This window comes from Enterococcus sp. HY326 (assembly GCF_026157065.1).
Taxonomy (GTDB): Bacteria; Bacillota; Bacilli; order Lactobacillales; family Enterococcaceae; genus HY326.
Genome location: NZ_JANLGQ010000004.1, coordinates 444716 through 462590, shown reverse-complemented (window position 1 = coordinate 462590; position 17875 = coordinate 444716). Strand labels below are relative to the sequence as shown.

17 protein-coding genes and 1 pseudogene are annotated in these 17875 nt (G+C 39.5%); 9 read left to right on the top strand and 9 right to left on the bottom strand.

The annotated features are described in order from the left end of the window. Together ORH16_RS12800 and ORH16_RS12795 are read right to left on the bottom strand one after the other, a co-directional pair. Positions 1-266, bottom strand: a pseudogene (locus tag ORH16_RS12800) (acetyl-CoA carboxylase biotin carboxyl carrier protein subunit); the annotation flags it as partial. 16 nt (positions 267-282) lie between these two features. Next, positions 283-639, bottom strand: coding sequence for a hypothetical protein (locus tag ORH16_RS12795; RefSeq protein ID WP_416207859.1), 357 nt, complete (start codon positions 637-639; stop codon positions 283-285). A 384-nt stretch (positions 640-1023) separates the two neighbouring features. On the opposite strand from ORH16_RS12795, the gene ORH16_RS12790 reads away from it, so the two are divergent. The 3 genes from ORH16_RS12790 (at position 1024) to citG (ending at position 4137) form a co-directional block, all read left to right on the top strand. Continuing rightward, positions 1024-2370: a CitMHS family transporter gene (locus ORH16_RS12790; protein WP_265459222.1), complete on the top strand. Its 1347-nt coding sequence runs from the start codon at positions 1024-1026 to the stop codon at positions 2368-2370. Positions 2371-2591: 221 nt separating this feature from the next. Next, positions 2592-3287, top strand: coding sequence for a GntR family transcriptional regulator (locus ORH16_RS12785; protein WP_265459242.1), 696 nt, complete (start codon positions 2592-2594; stop codon positions 3285-3287). After that, the gene (citG, locus tag ORH16_RS12780; RefSeq protein WP_265459221.1) at positions 3280-4137 is read left to right on the top strand and encodes a triphosphoribosyl-dephospho-CoA synthase CitG; all 858 of its coding nucleotides are present in this window, start codon (positions 3280-3282) and stop codon (positions 4135-4137) included. Before ORH16_RS12785 ends, citG begins: the two co-directional genes overlap by 8 nt. Here the strand turns inward: citG and ORH16_RS12775 are convergent. Continuing rightward, on the bottom strand, positions 4134-4838 hold the full coding sequence (locus tag ORH16_RS12775; RefSeq protein ID WP_265459220.1) for a response regulator transcription factor: 705 nt from the start codon (positions 4836-4838) through the stop codon (positions 4134-4136). The genes citG and ORH16_RS12775 overlap by 4 nt on opposite strands. A gap of 46 nt (positions 4839-4884) precedes the next feature. On the opposite strand from ORH16_RS12775, the gene ORH16_RS12770 reads away from it, so the two are divergent. Then, a complete protein-coding gene (locus tag ORH16_RS12770; protein WP_265459219.1) occupies positions 4885-6675 on the top strand; it encodes a sensor histidine kinase in 1791 nt (596 codons plus the stop codon). 56 nt (positions 6676-6731) lie between these two features. Next, positions 6732-7607, top strand: a complete 876-nt coding sequence (locus ORH16_RS12765; RefSeq protein WP_265459218.1) for a helix-turn-helix domain-containing protein — start codon at positions 6732-6734, stop codon at positions 7605-7607. Positions 7608-7771: 164 nt separating this feature from the next. On the opposite strand, the gene ORH16_RS12760 is transcribed toward ORH16_RS12765, so the two are convergent. After that, positions 7772-9250, bottom strand: coding sequence for an alpha-amylase (locus ORH16_RS12760; protein ID WP_265459217.1), 1479 nt, complete (start codon positions 9248-9250; stop codon positions 7772-7774). Positions 9251-9350: 100 nt separating this feature from the next. Beyond that, on the bottom strand, positions 9351-9899 hold the full coding sequence (locus ORH16_RS12755) for a GNAT family N-acetyltransferase (protein WP_265459216.1): 549 nt from the start codon (positions 9897-9899) through the stop codon (positions 9351-9353). A 165-nt stretch (positions 9900-10064) separates the two neighbouring features. On the opposite strand from ORH16_RS12755, the gene ORH16_RS12750 reads away from it, so the two are divergent. The 3 genes from ORH16_RS12750 to ORH16_RS12740 are packed head-to-tail and all read left to right on the top strand — an operon-like array spanning position 10065 to position 13684. After that, positions 10065-10817: a DeoR/GlpR family DNA-binding transcription regulator gene (locus ORH16_RS12750; protein ID WP_322597301.1), complete on the top strand. Its 753-nt coding sequence runs from the start codon at positions 10065-10067 to the stop codon at positions 10815-10817. Next, the gene (gene pfkB, locus ORH16_RS12745) at positions 10814-11731 is read left to right on the top strand and encodes a 1-phosphofructokinase (protein WP_265459214.1); all 918 of its coding nucleotides are present in this window, start codon (positions 10814-10816) and stop codon (positions 11729-11731) included. The genes ORH16_RS12750 and pfkB overlap by 4 nt, the downstream gene beginning before the upstream one ends. 12 nt (positions 11732-11743) lie before the next feature. Then, positions 11744-13684: a PTS fructose transporter subunit IIABC gene (locus ORH16_RS12740; protein WP_265459213.1), complete on the top strand. Its 1941-nt coding sequence runs from the start codon at positions 11744-11746 to the stop codon at positions 13682-13684. 46 nt (positions 13685-13730) lie between these two features. Here the strand turns inward: ORH16_RS12740 and ORH16_RS12735 are convergent, their stop codons facing one another. Together ORH16_RS12735 and ORH16_RS12730 are read right to left on the bottom strand one after the other, a co-directional pair. Beyond that, positions 13731-14150 carry a hypothetical protein gene (locus tag ORH16_RS12735; RefSeq protein ID WP_265459212.1) on the bottom strand — a complete coding sequence of 140 codons (420 nt, stop codon included), beginning with the start codon at positions 14148-14150 and terminating at the stop codon, positions 13731-13733. A gap of 14 nt (positions 14151-14164) precedes the next feature. Beyond that, a complete protein-coding gene (locus ORH16_RS12730; protein WP_265459211.1) occupies positions 14165-15496 on the bottom strand; it encodes a hypothetical protein in 1332 nt (443 codons plus the stop codon). Between the two features lie 160 nt (positions 15497-15656). Between ORH16_RS12730 and ORH16_RS12725 the strand changes: the two genes are divergently transcribed. Further along, positions 15657-15809, top strand: a complete 153-nt coding sequence (locus tag ORH16_RS12725) for an SPJ_0845 family protein (protein ID WP_265459210.1) — start codon at positions 15657-15659, stop codon at positions 15807-15809. A 90-nt stretch (positions 15810-15899) separates the two neighbouring features. Here the strand turns inward: ORH16_RS12725 and yihA are convergent, their stop codons facing one another. Both yihA and clpX read right to left on the bottom strand, forming a co-directional pair. Next, positions 15900-16490 (bottom strand): ribosome biogenesis GTP-binding protein YihA/YsxC, encoded by a 591-nt coding sequence (gene yihA, locus ORH16_RS12720; protein ID WP_265459209.1) that lies wholly within the window; start codon positions 16488-16490, stop codon positions 15900-15902. A 134-nt stretch (positions 16491-16624) separates the two neighbouring features. After that, on the bottom strand, positions 16625-17872 hold the full coding sequence (gene clpX / locus ORH16_RS12715) for an ATP-dependent Clp protease ATP-binding subunit ClpX (protein WP_265459208.1): 1248 nt from the start codon (positions 17870-17872) through the stop codon (positions 16625-16627). Between the last annotated feature and the right edge of the window lie 3 nt (positions 17873-17875).

Here is a 17875-nt window from a genome sequence, read left to right as displayed (position 1 = left end):
TGGTTTTCGGAAACTGCATCCCCAACATTCACTAAGACTTTTAAGATAGCGCCAGGCATAGGAGCCGTAATTGCATCGGCGCCGGCTGGAGCTGAGGCAACGGGTGTTGGTGCTGGTGCAGCAGGTGCTGCTTCTGGAGCAGGAGCTGCGGGCGCAACAGGTGCAGCCGGAGCAACGGGTGCTGCCGGTTGTGGCACGCCACCGATTTCTTCCATTTCTACTAAGTATTCTTGACCATCGATTGAAATTTTAAATTTACGTAACATTGATGAACCCTCCGTTTTATTTTTTCTTTTGAATCGTTTTGACAATGTGCTGACTGTCTTCTGCTGCCTCTGCGGCAAGACTGGCGGCAATTAACGCAACTGTGCGGGCTTCTGGATTGCGTTTTAAAATTGTTTTAACCACAAACTGGCTGTCGCTGTTTTCGCCAGCCGCAATTGCGGTGGCAATCACACTCACCAACTGATATTCTTCGGGACTTGTCGGAATAAATGCTGGCAAGGCTCCATAACCGTCATCAGGTGAAGCGACTTTACTTTCGATTGCCGAGACTACTTCTTTAGCGTCTATAGGTTCGTCCTTCTTAAATAATCGACTAAAAATGCCCAAGGCGATTCTCCTTTCTTGATATTTCATAATCCCCTTTTATTATAGTGGCAATCGAAAAACGAAAACACTGAAATCTTAAGATAAATTGTTTTTTCAATGTTTTTAAAAAGTCAAATACCTCTGTTTTTTTCAAAAACCTTGATAAATCAACGTTTTCCATCGTTAAGAATTTATTAATATCTTGTTAAGCATTTAATAAGTACGCTTACATAAATTGTTTTTTTCGTGTCCTTTTTATTCTCAAAGTATATTCAAACATCTGAATATTGCTTATTCTATGGTTACAGAAACGACGAACATTTTAATTTAGAAATTTTGTGAAAGATTATTCATAAAATGTTCAGCGTTTTATTTCGGGAAAGTCTTGGTAACGCTTTCTTAGAAAAAGTACAAAAATTAGGAGGGAAATTGATGTTACTAACTATCTTATCTTACGGTATGATCGTCGTCTTCATGTTTGTCATCATGAAAAAGAAACTGTCTCCGCTAACTGCGTTGATTATGATTCCTTTACTGTTTACAATCGTGGCAATGATCGCTGGTGTAGCAGCAGACGGAAATATTGGGGACTTCGTGTCAGAGGGGATTGCAACAACCGCTAATACCGGGATTATGCTATTATTCGCTATCCTATACTTCTCTATCATGTTAGATGCTGGTTTGTTTGATCCAATTACTAGAAAGATGATTCATTTTGCAAAGGGAGATCCAATGCGAGTACTAATCGCAACTGCAGTTGTTGCAGCAGCGGTATCACTAAATGGTGATGGTACGACCACAACTTTGATTTGTTGTTCAGCTTTTATTCCTATCTATAAAAAATTGGATATGAAAATGATGAATCTAGGTGTTTTGATTATTTTACAAAACACTATCATGAACTTGCTTCCTTGGGGCGGACCAACTGCACGAGCAATGTCTGTCTTAGATGTTGGTGGTGAAATTTTATCTTACTTAGCACCTGGTATGGTTCTTTCATTAGCATTTGTTATTTTCTTTGTGGCACCACGGATGGGTCGTCAAGAACGAGCTCGCTTAGGTGTTAAAGAATTATCCGATGCTGAAATTGATGAAATGACTACCGTAACTGATCCAGAAACTTTAGCTATTCGTCGTCCGAATCGTTGGGCCTTTAATGGTATCATGACCATCATTTTAATTGCTTGGTTAGTTGCCGGCTCATTCTACTCACCAATTGAAGTGCCAGCTTTATTATTATTTGCTGTTGGTACGTGTATTGCGTTAATCGTAAACTACCCTGTCTTAAAAGATCAGTCAGCACGGATTGGCGCTAACGGCGGTGACGCTGTACAAGTAGTTATCTTAGTTTTTGCTGCTGGGGTTTTCATGGGATTATTCCAAGGTTCAGGAATGGCAGAAGCGTTAGCAAATAGCTTCACACAAATTATTCCTAAACAACTGGCTGGTTTCTGGGGCTTAGTAATTGCCTTGATTTCTGCACCAGGTACATTCTTCATCAGTAATGATGGTTTCTACTTTGGTGTACTACCAGTCTTGGCTGAAGCTGGTCGTCAATATGGTTTTACAAATATGCAAATGGCTCTAGCTTCATTAATGGGACAAGCTTTCCATTTATTGAGTCCATTAGTTGCCTTTATCTATCTGTTATTACGTTTAACTGGTTTAGATATGGGTCAATGGCAAAGAGCCGCTGGTAAATATGCGCTAGGTATTTTCGCAATCTTTGTCATCACCATTATCCTATTTGGTCATATGCCACTGTATATTCCACAATAATTTTTCTAAAGAGACTGTCTAAACAGCTGACTCTGCAAAAAATCCCGATTAACAACCTTGTGTTGATTACTAATCATTTCAGGATAATTTTGCAAATAATCTGCTGAAGGACAGTCTCTTTTTTGTTAAAAAATTATCTGGCAATCCCTTTTGCTTTTTCCGTCAGATTTGTTTAGAATTGGTTTCAACTAGACAAATTAAATATAGGAAGGAACATGACTGTGAATCCGATTATTGAAGCCGTTCGAAAAAATTTGGATTTTTCTCAAAATAAGACCTTGAAAATTTTACTTTACGAGGCCTTCCGTAAAACCATTATTTTAAGTGATATTCCGGCTGGCTCTAGAATCAATGAAAAAGAATTCTCTGAGGTGTTAAACATCTCCCGGACTCCGATTCGTTACGCTATGCAGCGTTTGGTGGAAGAACGCTTGGTTGAGCATGTTCCCCGTGTGGGCATTGTAGTCAAAGGAATCAGCATTCAAGATGCGTATGAAATTTATGATATTCGTAAAGCCTTAGATACCTTGGCAACTATTAAAGCAATGGAATTGATGAATGAGGCCGATTTTGCAGAGCTGAAGGCTCTTTTAGAACACAGTAATCAACTCAATGATGAGGATCGAGTCGATGAATTATTGGTTAGCTTTTCTGATTTCAATGCTTTCATCTACGAAAAAAGCAGAATGCTCCGCTTAAAATCAATTGTGACAAATTTACAGGCTTATCTTGTTTATTTTCGGGACATTGCCATTCGTTCTTCGGATCGTCGTGACAAAGCCTTAGAGGAACATTGGCTAATCTATCGTGGAATGAAAACAAACAACCGTGAACAAATTCAAATGATTACCCATGAGCATTTAGATCGCTCATTAAACTTTATTTTAGTGGAAATGGAGCGAAGAAAAATTGAATGATTCTCTTTCGACTGTCGCTGACTTTGCGGAAAAAGCTCTATTCTACGAGGTTTCTTTAACGCCGAAGCCTGGTCTGGTAGACCGTTTTTCTAACGGTGCCCATCAAGATATGGATTTTTTTTCCTTTGTGGACAGCATTATCAGTCTGCGACCTTTTTTTTCAGATTATCTCAAGGCAGGTTTTCAACACAACGGCTCTTTTTCTGAACTCTTTCAAAAGTTGCGGCTGATTGGAATCGACGCAGAAAAGGCTATGATGAAAGCTACTAAAGGTATCAATACCCACAAAGGTGCCAATTTTTCATTTGCTTTATTGTTGGGAGCCACTGGTTTTTATATGCAAAAAAAGACTATCTTCCCCTTTACATCAGAGGATACCAATGAAATTTTAAAAATTGTTGCAGCCATTGCTGAAATAGTGCAAGAGGACTTTACTGATTTAGCTGCTAAAACAGACCTTTCTTATGGGGAAAAACTTTATTTAGAAAAAGGGTTGATGGGCATTCGTGGCGAAGCAATTGCGGGTTACCCCATCTTAAAAAATCAACTATTGCCTTTTTTTCGCAATCAAAAAGATGAACATACAGAAATTAAGTTATTGCGAGCTTTAGTCTTCTTGATGAGTTTTGTTGAAGATGGTAATTTACTGCATCGTGGTGGCTTGACAGCCTGGCAACAAGTTAAAGATGAAAGCTTGACACTTCATCAAGCGGATTTAACACCTGATGAATTGATTTTGAGCCTAAAAAAATACGATCAACAAATGATTGATCGTAATTTAAGCCCTGGCGGCTCCGCCGATTTAATAGCATTAGGTATTTATTTGGCGTTTTTAGAAGATTTATTTTAATCTGCCGGATTAAACGTATAGCCGATACCCCAGACAGTCCTCAAGAACTTCGCTTCTTTAGGATTGTCTTCTATTTTATTGCGAAGATGATTGATAAAGACCATAATAGTATTGGCATCATACTTGCCATCTTCCCAAACATTATGATAAATTTGCTCTTTTGAAAAAACTTGATCAGGATTCTCCATAAAAAATTGCATCAACTTAATTTCTTTAGAGGACATTTTAATCGGCTCTGCCCCTTTGAAAAGCTCATAGCGAGCTTTATCAAAACGGAAAGGCCCTTGGATAATTTCATTGGTCACTTTTTGTTCTTGATTTTTAATTATTTTCCGCCGTTCTAACGTAGCTAAAACTTGCGCCTTTAAAATATTTGGCAAAAAAGGCTTGGTCAAGTAGAAATCAGCACCATTTTCTAAAGCAGTGACAATGTCTTCTTCATTAGTTTTGCCACTTAAAAAGACAATTGGCACAAAAGGGTCTGCCTCGCGAATGACTTGAGCGAGATGATAGCCGTCATTTTCATGTTCCAAGCCGACGTCTAAGATAAATAAATCAAACTTAATTCGTGAGACAATATCAATTGTCGCCTCCACAGAATCACTTTGATAAACTAAAATACCTGTAGATTGCAGCGATTTCCAGATTAACCTGCGAATCGCCGGGTCATCGTCAACAATTAGTATTTTTTCATTACGCATTTTTTTCCCCCTGTACTATTTAGATGTTCATTTGAAAGGACAAACTATGAGAAAACCATCAAACAAATGGATTTACGTTGGCTTTATCAGCGTTTTAATTATTACGGCAGTCGGATTAACCCTGTCGATATTTACCTATTCATCGGTGCAACGTCATAGCATGAAGCTTGCCGAAGAGCATCTAACAACTATAAACAATGATGCCATTAAAATTTTAACATTGCAAATAGAAAATTATCGAGAGGACTTAGAAAATCTTTCCCGTAGTGAAGAACTAACAGCATCTTTTGAAAATTTGAATGATGAGCTGCTTGACAAAGAGCTTTCTCATGCCCTTTCCAGTATGGCGACTCTCAGTTTAGTCACAGACAACGGCCTTTTGATAAAAGGCTGGCAGAAAAAAGGGCAACAATTAGAGGCTCTTGAAACTTTTCCCCGTTATGTGATGACTGACCCAGATTATCCGACTGGTGTTAAAACTAGTGGTCAGGAAAATGGCCAAGTTTTTTATGACTATACTAGTTCTTATTTAAATTTTTATCAAAAAGTTACCGACAGTAGTCAAAATCAGGCAATCTTAATTTTGACAATTGATTTGGAAAAGTTTTATCAAGAAAATTTTGATCCTCTGCAAAATGATTTTCAAGGCTACACCATGATTAAAGACCAAGATATGAAAGTCGCTATGCACCCCTCCACTGAACAAGTCGGCTTGACCATTGTGGAGGACCGGCAACAGGAATTTCCCGATTTAGATTATACTGATTTAAAGCGGCTTGAAACAGAACAGCTGGCTAATCAAAAAGGGACCCTCAGCTATTATTCCTACTGGTGGACAGAAGAAAACCCAACTCGAGTATTAAAAATTGCTGCGTATCAATGGATTACAATTGGTGCTACCCGTTTGGTGGTAGCTAGCAACTCTGATTTTAATGAATGGAACGGCTTAGTTATCGAAGGGAGTATGATGAGCTTAGGTCTACTGATTATCCTCTTTGTTGTGCTAGTTTTGCTAGGCTTTATCTATATTAACAACACCCGAAAAAATCGTAATTATCAAGAAAATTTGCGTTTAAAGGAACGGCAGCGCTCCTTAGAAGAAAAGCATGCTATGGAAAAATCTATTTTCCAAGAATCAAAATTAGAAACCATTGGTCTATTAACGACGACGATTGTCCATGATATGAATAATTTTCTCACACCAATGATTGGCAATCTGCAGCTTTTAATTGAGGAGCATCAAGATGATGAGCTACTAGTGGATGATTTGAAAGAGGTTTATCAAGCAGCCGAAAAAGGTCAACAACTTTCCAGCAACGTTTTGCGTTTTTCCAAAGTCAATCAAGGCCAGAAAAAAAATCAGCAAATTGACGAGGTTGTAAAGGAAGCCCTGGATACACTTAAGTTGCTGATTCCTAAAACGGCCACTCTCACTTATGAACTGAACACAAATCAGAGTGCTTACTTTGAAAAAGATGATTTGCAGGTGATTTTATACAATCTAATTACCAATGCTTATCAAGCCATTGACCAAACTGGTGCGATTTCAGTAAAACTCAGTCTCGCTGATGCAGCTCAAAATGCTGCCTACCAAAAAACCGGTCACGTCTTTGAGAAAAAAAGCTTTGCTCTACTAGAAATAACCGATGACGGTCCCGGGATTCCAAAAGACATTGAAGAGCATATCTTTACGCCCTTTTTTACTACAAAATCGACTGATGGTGGTACTGGTCTGGGACTATTTACAGTCTCTTCAATCGTGAAAAAAAATGACTGGTTTTTAAACGTTGAAAGCAGCCCTGCAGGCACCACTTTTATTTTAGCAATTCCATTTTAAAACTCGCAACCAAACAGCAGCAGACTAATGTTGCTGCTGTTGCTTAGGAGGATAATATGAATCAATTTGGAGCTCTCTTTCGAAAATTCCGCCTGCAAAAAGGCTATCCGTTAAATCAGACTGCCGCTGAGATTGTCAGTCCGCAGTTTTTAAGACGCTTTGAAAAGGATCAAAATGATATCACGATTACAAAACTCTTTGCACTTTTACAACGAATCAATGTTTCTGTGGAAGAATTCATGTTTGAGTATAATGAAACAACTCAGCTTGTCTCAGTTCGTCGCCTAGAAGAAATTATCGATGAAATCATTATTAAAAAAGACGAAGAAAGCTGGCGCAAGTGGCTTGCACAAACCCAAAGCGCTGCTGGAATTTTAGGGGACGCCCGCAAAGAAGCCAATCATTTTATTGCCTTAATTTTGATGGATTATGGTAATCGTTTGTTTCATAAACATTTCGACTTCGATATGACACCCCTCTGGCAATATTTGGAAAGTGTCGAAACCTGGGGAGAATTTGAGTTTCTTTTGGCAACCTACAGCTGCCACTCCATGTCGAAGGAAGTGCGCTCTTTTTTATGGCAGCAGTCGGCGAAGAAAAAAATTAAAGCTTTGACAACTAGACGCTACAGTCAAGATTTTTATCTACATATTTGTCTCCATGCCCTTTTAGATCAAGAGATTGAGCAAGCAAAAGATATCATCGCTACCTACGAACGCTACCAGCAGCCAGAAAAAATTATGCAAAACCTTAGTCACTCGACAATGAATCGGATTATTAACGGCCTGGTTTTGGCCCTTGAAAATAATTCTGAAGGGGAAAAAATATGCCGAGAAATGGTGCATTTTTTTCGTCATCATATGGGCTATGAGCAGTATGCCCAAGGCACCGAAAGATATATTGACCTGATTTTAAACAATAATCGCCAATAATTTTTCTGTTTAAATAAAGTTTTGAAACTCGCCTTTCTTCCCGTAAAAAAAGATTCCAGTTCAGTTTAAAAAGCAACTGAATTGGAATCTTTTTTTTCTGACTAAAATTAGGTTTCAGTAAATCAGCGGAAAATATTTTTACCCGTTGCTTGTTGGAAAGTTACTTAGTTTTCCAACATAGCCCAGATTTTTTCAGCAACCTCTTCGTTTACATAGACGGAAATGCTGCCGTCATTTACTGGGAATGTACCTTTACCGTTATCATCTAATTGGATTTTAGCCTGATTATTTTTCAAAAGGTCTACAAACACTTTTTCTCCATGGGTGGCACTGACTGTCATCTCTAATTCGCCGCCAGTGTGATTCGTTAATACTACCGCCAAACCGGAATTTTCGTGCTCGTAATCACCGGTTCTAACCCAGCCGACAACATCAGGACCATTAAAATAATCCACTTGACTACCGTGGGCCAATTGTTCTCTGATTTTTAAAAGAGCGGTTAAATCTTCACCAACTGGATCAACATTTTGTGAAGGAATTCCATATAAGTCTCCCCAGAAAACAACTGGTGTGCCGGCTTCCCGCAATAAAATTAACGCATAGGCTTGGGCTTTAAACCAGCCTTCGACCCATGATTCAAGACTTTGACCTTTTTGGGTATCGTGATTGTCGACAAATGTAACTGCCCAATCGCCTCTTTCTTCTGCCAACGTGCCTTTAAAAATATCCCGCATATCATAAGCTCCCATTGAATTAGAAGCCTGCTGCAAATTAAAATGCAGCGGCACATCGAAGAGATTGATTAAATTTCCTGAAGAGTCAATGTAATCGACTAATTTATCTAACTCATCACTCCAATATTCACCAACCACAAACATATCCGCCTGTTTTTCTTCCTGGCGGTGCAAGAGCCAATCGACAAAATAATCAAATTGAATATGTTTGACGGCGTCTAAACGAAAGCCATCGACATCCGTTGTTTCTTGATACCATTTGCCCCACTTGTCAAGCTGCTCAACGGTCTCTTGATTTTCCATATCTAAATTACAGCCCATCAAATAATCGTAATTGCCGTTTTCATCGTCGACTTCGGGATCCCAGCCCTTATCAGCAAAATTAAAAATGGCATGATCATGGCGTCGTGCATCATAATCGACACCAGAAAAATTTTGCCAAGTCCACACGTAATCGTTGTACGTACCACCCCGTCCAGGAAAAGTGAATTTAGTCCAAGCAGAAATTTCCTGTTCGTCACTAATGGGTTGATTGCGGTTGTCTCCGCTGTATTTGACAGCAGACACGGTTTCTTCTTCGTCGGCTCCCATAAAATGATCGACAACAATATCAGCATACACTTCAATTTCTTGGGCGTGTAAATCTCTTATCGCCTGCAGATATTCTTCTTTTGTCCCATATTTTGTCGGCACTGTATCTTTTTGGTTAAACTCCCCTAAGTCATAAAGGTCGTAGGTACCATAGCCAACATCATTGACTCCTTGCGCCGCTTTATAAGCCGGTGGTAGCCAGACACCAGAGAATCCGAATCTTTTTAGCTCATCTGCTTTTTGACTGATAGTTTTCCAATGGGTACTGTCAGCCGGTAAATACCATTCAAAACCTTGTAAAATTGTTGGATTTGTCATAAGCCTGCTCCTTTTTATTTCCGTTTTTAAAGTATGAAAGAATTACTATGAAAATTTTCGATATATTTATTCTACTCTTTACCTTCAGAAAACTTTGATTTTAAAGTTTTAGAAACTCCTCTTTTAATAAACGATATTGCAAACGATCTTTAAAGGCTCCTTGATGCCATTGAAACTTTTTAAAGTCTCCTTCTTTTATTAGCCCGCATTTTTGCATGACTTTTTCAGAAGCGATATTCTCCTTTAAACAACCGCAAAAAATTCGATAAACATCATTTTCAAAAAAAGCAAAACGTAAAACTTCCTTGAAGGCCTCCGTCATATAGCCGAAGCCCTCAAACTCTTTTTGTAAAAAATAGCCTACCTCAACATGTTTTCCCAACGGGGTATCTGTTATCAAACTGTAGCCAATCTCCCCAATTCGCTCTTTTGAATGGCTAAAGATACCAAAGAAATAATTTTCTCGATTCTCTTTTTTACTCTCTTCGATGGCCCACTGCAAATTTGCTTGTGATTCAGCGAAAGAAAATGTTTGTAGTTCCGGTAAATAATACATCACCTGTGGGTTACTAAATAACTGATGATGGGAAGCTAAATCTTCTGATTGATGATCTCTAATGATTAACCTCTTCGTCTGAAACTCAATCATTTTTAAAACCTCCTTGAGACTGCTTTCATTCATTTTAAAACAAGTTGTCCAATTAGTAAAAATTTTTCAAGAAAACAATTTGAATGTTTTTGGTCGTTTGTGACGGTTTTTGATTGAACTGTAAAAAAGATTGTGTTACACTACATGTTGAAGAGAGGGATGAAAATGCTTACAGATGAACGTCGACAAAAAATTCTCGAAGCATTAGACCGTCAGCAACTAATCAAATCACAGGACTTAATGGATCAATTAAGCGCTTCTGAATCAACTATTCGCCGAGATTTGCAGGAATTAGAAGACGCTGGTCTATTAACCAGAATTCACGGCGGTGCGAAAATAATTGAACCCTTGGGCTTAGAACCAAATCTGAATGAAAAAACATTCAAGAACCTTCACGAGAAACAAGTAATCGTTCAAATGGCTCTTGCGGAAATCCATGAAGATGACATTATTTACTTGGATGCTGGCTCCACCACGCTAGAATTTATTCCCTATCTAAAAGGCAAGCGAATTGTCGTAGTGACAAATTCAGTCCGACATGCAAATGAGCTTGTGGATTTAAATATTGAAACGATTATTCTCGGTGGCAGTATTAAACTGACCACCAATGCGGTTTTGGGAAATTTTGCGATGGCTCAGCTGCAGCAAATGCGTTTCAACTGTGCATTTATGGGAATAAATGGTATTCATGAAACATTTGGGTTGACCACACCTGACCCAGAAGAAGGCGCATTAAAGCAGATGGCGATGGCGCAAGCGGAAAAAGTTTTCGTACTGGCAGACGATTCCAAATTTAATAAAACGTCCTTCTTTAAAGTGGCGGACGTCAGCAGTGCCACTATCCTAACCAACTACTGCCCTGCTGAATATTTACCAGCATTAAAACAGCTGACTACCATCAAGGAGGCAACAAAATGATTTATACGGTAACGCTAAATCCTTCGATTGATTACATTGTCCATGTGAATCAATTGAAATTAGGGGATTTAAATCGGATTTCTCAAGATTTCAAACTACCTGGCGGCAAGGGAATTAATGTTTCAAGAATTTTAAAACGCATTGACAGTCATTCTACTGCGCTTGGCTTTCTCGGTGGGTTCACTGGCGGCTTTATCAATGACTGGCTTAAGGAAGAAGGCATCACCAGCCAATTTACAAAGATTGCTGATGACACCCGGATTAATATTAAATTGAAATCAGATTCGGAAACTGAAATTAACGGAGCGGGGCCAGCTTTAACTAATGAAGAAATTCAAGAACTAAAACAAGCCTTAAGCCAAGTTGAAAAAAATGATGTTGTGATTCTTTCCGGCAGTGCTCCTGCCAGCCTGCGCAAAGGCTTCTATCAAGAGTTGATTCAAATTATTAATGATAAGGAAGCTGAATTTGTGATTGATACGACAGGAGAAGATTTACTAGATGCCTTAGCTCATCAACCTTTGTTGGTGAAGCCAAATAATCACGAGCTTGCTGAACTTTATCATACTAGCTTTGATTCTGTTGCCGCAATTTTACCTTACGGAAAAAAATTGCTAGCAGCTGGAGCCAAAAATGTAATTATCTCAATGGCCGGCGATGGCGCTTTGCTCTTTAGTGGCGACAAGGTCTATCAATCAAATGTTTTAAAACGGCCATTAAAAAACTCTGTTGGTGCTGGTGACTCAATGATTGCCGGCTTTGTTGGAACCTTTGCCAAAACTCAAGATGCTGTAGAAGCCTTCCGTTGGGGCGTGGCTTGTGGCAGTGCCACGGCCTTCTCTGACGACTTGGCCTCTCAAGAATTTATTGAATTGTTGCTACCGGAAGTAAAAATTATAGAAGTGGAAAAATAGGGGGATTTTTTTATGAATATCAAAGACTTGTTAATCAAAGATGCAATGATTATGGATTTACAAGCTACCGATAAAAAAGGTGCCATTGATGAAATGGTAGACAAGATGTATGCAGCTGGCCGTATTTCGGATATCGATACCTATAAAGAAGGTATTTTAGCACGGGAAGCTCAGACTTCCACTGGCCTTGGAGACGGCATTGCGATGCCTCATGCCAAAAATAAAGCAGTCAAAGAAGCAACTGTTTTATTTGCGAAAAGCAATAAAGGTGTCGATTACGAAGCGCTAGATGGTCAGCCAACTTATTTATTCTTTATGATTGCTGCTCCAGAAGGCGCCAACGATACGCATTTACAAGCCTTGGCTGCTTTGTCTCGCTTGCTAATTGACCCAGATTTCGTCGCAAAATTAAAAACAGCTCAAACGCCTGATGATGTCCAAAATCTTTTCCAAGCAGCTGAAGATGCTAAAGAAGCGGAAGAAAAAGCGGAACAAGCAGAAGCTGCCAACAAAGAAGAGCTAAAAGACTTCAATCGTCGATATATTGTAGCAGTAACTGCCTGCCCAACAGGGATTGCCCACACATATATGGCAGAAGATGCTTTAAAGAAAAAAGCTAAGGAAATGGGCGTTGAGATTAAAGTTGAAACAAACGGCTCAGAAGGTATTAAAAATAAATTGACCGCTGACGATATTGCCCGAGCAGATGCCGTTATCGTAGCGGCCGATAAAAAAGTTGAAATGAATCGTTTCAGCGGCAAAGAATTAGTCAATCGTCCTGTAAGCGATGGAATTCGTAAAACAGAAGAATTAATCAATATCGCTTTAAGTGGCGATGCTCCTGTTTTCCATGGTGATGGCAGCGCAGCAAAAAGTGATGAAGCTTCTGCCGATGGTTCAATCGGTCAAAGAATTTACAAAGATTTAATGAACGGTGTCTCTCACATGTTGCCATTTGTTATCGGCGGCGGGATTGCGATTGCCCTCTCCTTTATGATTGACCAATTTATCGGCGTGCCAACAGATCAACTGGCTAGTCTGGGAAATTATAATGAAGTAGCTAGCTGGTTCAACCAAATCGGTAGTGCTGCCTTTGGCTTTATGTTACCAGTTTTAGCTGGGTTTATTGCTTCTAGTATTAGCGATCGTCCTGGTTTGGTTGCTGGTTTTGCAGCTGGTGCTTTAGCAAATGCCGGCGGTGCTGGATTCTTAGGCGCTTTAGTTGGTGGTTTCATCGCAGGTTACGTGATTGTTGCTCTGAGAAAAATTTTCGCCGGTCTGCCAAAATCGTTGGAGGGAATTAAAGCCATTTTATTCTATCCGGTCTTTGGTGTTTTAATCACTGGTTTCTTAATGCTCTTGGTCAACGTACCAATGAGTGCCATTAACACTGCTTTAAATAATTTTCTAACTAGTCTTGACGGAACAAATGCCCTTCTTTTAGGCGCATTATTAGCCGGCATGATGGCGGTTGACTTAGGTGGTCCAGTAAATAAAGCTGCTTATGTTTTCGGGACTGCTACCTTGGCTACTACGCTAACTGAAGGCGGCTCTGTCGTCATGGCTTCTGTAATGGCCGGTGGTATGGTACCGCCGTTAGCAATTTTCATTGCAACTCGTTTATTTAAAAATAAATTTACCAAAGAAGAAAGAGATTCAGGCTTAACTAATATCGTGATGGGCTTGTCCTTTGTAACCGAAGGCGCCATTCCTTTTGCAGCGGCTGACCCATTGAGAGCTATTCCAAGTTTTGTTGTCGGCTCAGCAATCACCGGTGCTTTAGTTGGTGAATTTGGTATTCGTTTAATGGCTCCCCACGGCGGTATCTTCGTTGTGATGTTATTAAACCGTCCAGTACTTTACTTATTATTCATCGCATTAGGTGCGGCGATTTCTGGCGTACTCTTCGGAATCTTGAAAAAAAGCAAAGTAGAAACAACAGAATTAGCTTAAGTTAAAAAGAATCACCAGCCTTTTGTAACAAGGTTGGTGATTCTTTTTAATTTGTTTCAGATTTTGTATCTTCATTTGAATAAACTTGAGTCGCTTCTTCCGGCTGCTCGTTTTCATTTTGCGCTTCTGCTGATTCATCAGCTTGAGCAGCAATCTCCTTGTCTGCAGCCGCCGCCTCTTCTGAAATTTTTTCGGCTGACTCAGCAGCAGCTGTCATCTCTTCTTCAGCACTCCCGCTCGCTTCATCTGTTTCATCAGCCGGAGAAGACTGTTGCTGGGGCTGTTCTTTCCGCCCTTTTCCTTCAAAATAATTTAAAACAAATAGACTGACTAAGCTGACCCCCACGATAAAGAATGCAAATTGCGCTTTATACTCAAAGCCCGGTGACAAAAAAGCTACAATAATCACCAAGACAGCCGGAATAATAATTAAGTAATATGTTTTTAAATCAACGGAATCCTTCATTGAATCAAACCCTTCTATGACAATGCTCTATTTGATTTTTGTTCCTCCAACTTTTGCTGGCTAGCAAAGACCACTCGCAAATGATTGGTCCCTTTTTTTAAGTCCACTCTAAGGTCCCCTTTGTTTTTGCGGACACGGCCAATTTTAATGTCCTTCATCTGATGACGCAGCTCAGCCACCGGGACATGCTGCAGCGCCTCATTGGGAATATAAAATTTTAAGACTGCCAAATAGTTTTGGTAATTCTCGTCTTTGACATTGATCTCCAAGTAATTGCGGATATAAAATTCATAGGCCGCCAGCCCTTCATCCATCGTCAGTAACGGGTTCAAAATTTTATAATTCATCATTGTTGACTTCATTTCATCCATCAGGGGAAAATAAGCCTGTGAATTCAAGAGTCCTCTGACTCGCCGCTCTTTATAGGTTTGCTTTAGTAAATCATAATAACGGGTGACAAAATGGGTGGCCCGCTTTTTTTCTGTTGGCTGCAGCCGGTTATTCTGATACTGCACCGTTTGAATCGTGTGCTTGTAGTAGGAGTATTCGATAAACGGGTCCTTCAACACCCCGACCCCATTTGTCCAAACCAATTGATCAATCCCCAGCTGGTCGCGAAAAAGCTGTTGGTAATTTAAATTAGCCGGCAAATCCCAATTCAGAGACTTTTTAAAAAGCGTGATTTCAATCAGGTCATTGGCATGCTCTTGAATCGCCTCCACCTGCTGAATATCTAATAAGATTTGCTTTAGGATAATCCGAAAATAATATTTAGAAAAAAACATGCGCCAGCAGGCCGTTAAACAGAGCCCGTCATAAAATAAATCACAGCCGGCTAATTGATTGGTATCAATTTGGGTAACCCCTTTGTCATTTAACATCTTCGGCAGTTGTTGAATTTCTTCGGTTGTCTCAAAGAGTTTGCGCTTTTCGATATTTTCAGTATTGTTATATAAATATTCATCATAGGAGCGGGTATATCCATAAATACCCCATTTTTCCAAGCTCCGCACCTGATAATCATCAATCATCTGTTGATGATTTTGATAAATATCTTTATCAATAATAATTTTTTCCAGCAGGTTGGCTTTCGAGCGTTGCAGCATCAAAACATTATTGGGATTACCAACAGTTAAAGTAAAATATTGATTGTCTGCCACGTCGGCAAAAAACTCCCGGATAATATCCGGATGATAATCCATCATATCTTTGAAGTCAATTTGTATAAAAGTCGCTTCAATCAACAGGCGACTGAGAAGGGCCCAGTCGTTGACCACCGCCGCAAAATCCTGCTGATCGGTTATCCGTAATTGATTGACCAAATAAATCTGCTCTTCTTTTTGCATATTCCCAAGCCTCCTTTTTGTTTTTTTATCCACTTTCCTTCGCATTTTTCTATCTATAATTATTATAACGAATAATTTACAATTCAGCCAACCTCAAACACAAGTATTTTATTTTGTCGGTAATCATGCTAAAATAATCATGAAGCTGGAGGTGTTCACAATGGGACTCAAATTTGAAAAAACCGACGATTTAGATACTTTGTTTGAAAATTTCGCAGTTGACCCTGAAAAAAAGGTTGCGCCTAAAGAAGATATTGATCGTTTTTTGAAACCAAAAAACGAAAAAGAAGACGAAAAGAAAACTAAAAAATAAGTTTCAGACTGACTAGCTTGTCAGTTGCTTTTGTTTAACAAAAAAATTTGCACCAGTAAGTCTACCATTAGACCTGCTGGTGCAAATTTTTTATTTTCCTTTTAAATAACTTTCAATCGCATTCCAGGCTTGCTGCTTTCCTTCTTTCGTAACAGAAGAGAACAAGACAAAATCATCATTCTTGTCAAAGTCCAGTGCCTTTTTAATCATGCTTTCGTGTTTATTCCATTTACCACGAGGAATTTTATCAATTTTTGTCGCCACCACAATCACTGGAAGCTCATAATATTTTAAAAATTGATACATCTGCACATCCTCTTTTGATGGCTCATGACGGGCATCTACCAACGAGACCACAGCCCGCAAATTATCCCGATTTGTCAGATAAGTTTCAATCATCTGGCCCCACTTGGCCCGCTCAGTTTTAGAAACCTTCGCATAACCGTAACCTGGCACATCCACAAAGTGTAGAGCATTTTCAATCAAATAAAAATTTAGCGTCTGAGTTTTTCCTGGTTTGCCAGAGGTGCGGGCTAAATTTTTCCGATTGATTAACGTATTAATAAATGAAGATTTCCCAACATTAGACCGCCCCGCCAGTGCAATTTCTGGCAGACCGCCTTCTGGATATTGCTTGGGCTCTACCGCACTAATGACAATCTCTGCATTATGTACATCCATTCTTTTTCTCCTTTATTTCTGTTGTGTAAATTTTTTCTTGGTAAATTTTAAGGTAGCTACATTTCAAAAAAACGGAAGTTCAGGGATTCAGGCTTGTCTCCTCCGCAAACTTCCGTTTTATATTTCAATTGATATTAGCCAGCTTTTTTAGAATCATTGCTGTAAATCACAATTGGTTCAGCCTCATCGTTAGCTGCTGCTTTGGTAATCACAACTTTCTCAATCGATTCATCTGATGGAATATCAAACATAATGTCCATCATAATGTCTTCAATGATTGAACGCAAGCCGCGGGCACCAGTATTTCGTTCGATGGCCTTATTCGCAATAGAACGCAGCGCATCCGGTTCAAATTCCAAATCTGTATCATCCAACGCTAATAGTTTTTGATATTGTTTTACTAAAGCATTTTTCGGCTCGGTCAAAATGTGCACGAGGTCTTCGGTAGATAATTTTTCCAAAGCAGCTGTCACAGGTAAGCGGCCGATAAATTCAGGAATCAAGCCAAATTTCAACAAATCTTCAGGGATGATGTGTTGCATTACACTTTCGTTTTCCCCAAGTCGTTTGTTGTCCGCACCAAAACCGATTGTTTTTTCACCAAGACGATTGCGAACAATCGTTTCAATGCCATCGAAGGCGCCGCCCACGATGAATAAAATATTGGTGGTATCAATTTGGATAAATTCTTGATGGGGATGCTTGCGCCCGCCCTGCGGTGGTACACTAGCAACTGTGCCTTCAAGAATTTTCAAGAGGGCTTGTTGAACCCCTTCACCGGAAACATCTCGGGTAATTGAAACATTTTCGCTCTTGCGGGCAATTTTATCAATTTCGTCGATGTAAATAATCCCTTTTTCTGCCCGTTCGACATTGTAATCAGCAGATTGCAATAGTTTTAATAAGATGTTTTCGACATCTTCACCGACATAGCCGGCTTCCGTTAAGCTAGTCGCATCGGCAATCGCAAAAGGCACATTTAACGTGCGGGCTAAGGTCTGCGCTAAGAAAGTTTTCCCTGAGCCGGTTGGTCCGATTAAGCAAATATTACTTTTTTGCAATTCAACTTCGTCAGAATTTTCAACACCGTGATTGATTCGTTTATAGTGGTTGTATACAGCGACGGACAGGGCGCGTTTCGCCCGTTCTTGGCCAATTACATATTCGTCTAAAACAGTTAAGATTTCACGAGGTTTTGGCACGTCAAGAACATCACGAACAGCTTCATCATAAAACTCTTCATCAATAATTTCTTTGCACAACTCGATACACTCGTTACAAATATAAACACCTGGGCCAGCTACGATTTTGCGTACTTCTTCTTGGGTCTTCCCGCAAAAAGAACAACGAACTGTATCTGTACTATCTGTGTTATCGTACATCTT

Bases quoted from the DNA above. Each gene is read 5' to 3' on its own strand.
- ORH16_RS12795 (WP_416207859.1), bottom strand. From the start codon at position 639: ATGAAATATCAAGAAAGGAGAATCGCCTTGGGCATTTTTAGTCGATTA.
- ORH16_RS12790 (WP_265459222.1), top strand. From the start codon at position 1,024: ATGTTACTAACTATCTTATCTTACGGTATGATCGTCGTCTTCATGTTT.
- ORH16_RS12775 (WP_265459220.1), bottom strand. From the start codon at position 4,838: ATGCGTAATGAAAAAATACTAATTGTTGACGATGACCCGGCGATTCGC.
- ORH16_RS12770 (WP_265459219.1), top strand. From the start codon at position 4,885: ATGAGAAAACCATCAAACAAATGGATTTACGTTGGCTTTATCAGCGTT.
- ORH16_RS12765 (WP_265459218.1), top strand. From the start codon at position 6,732: ATGAATCAATTTGGAGCTCTCTTTCGAAAATTCCGCCTGCAAAAAGGC.
- ORH16_RS12760 (WP_265459217.1), bottom strand. From the start codon at position 9,250: ATGACAAATCCAACAATTTTACAAGGTTTTGAATGGTATTTACCGGCT.
- ORH16_RS12755 (WP_265459216.1), bottom strand. From the start codon at position 9,899: ATGATTGAGTTTCAGACGAAGAGGTTAATCATTAGAGATCATCAATCA.
- ORH16_RS12750 (WP_322597301.1), top strand. From the start codon at position 10,065: ATGCTTACAGATGAACGTCGACAAAAAATTCTCGAAGCATTAGACCGT.
- pfkB (WP_265459214.1), top strand. From the start codon at position 10,814: ATGATTTATACGGTAACGCTAAATCCTTCGATTGATTACATTGTCCAT.
- ORH16_RS12740 (WP_265459213.1), top strand. From the start codon at position 11,744: ATGAATATCAAAGACTTGTTAATCAAAGATGCAATGATTATGGATTTA.
- ORH16_RS12735 (WP_265459212.1), bottom strand. From the start codon at position 14,150: ATGAAGGATTCCGTTGATTTAAAAACATATTACTTAATTATTATTCCG.
- ORH16_RS12730 (WP_265459211.1), bottom strand. From the start codon at position 15,496: ATGCAAAAAGAAGAGCAGATTTATTTGGTCAATCAATTACGGATAACC.
- ORH16_RS12725 (WP_265459210.1), top strand. From the start codon at position 15,657: ATGGGACTCAAATTTGAAAAAACCGACGATTTAGATACTTTGTTTGAA.
- yihA (WP_265459209.1), bottom strand. From the start codon at position 16,490: ATGGATGTACATAATGCAGAGATTGTCATTAGTGCGGTAGAGCCCAAG.
- clpX (WP_265459208.1), bottom strand. From the start codon at position 17,872: ATGTACGATAACACAGATAGTACAGATACAGTTCGTTGTTCTTTTTGC.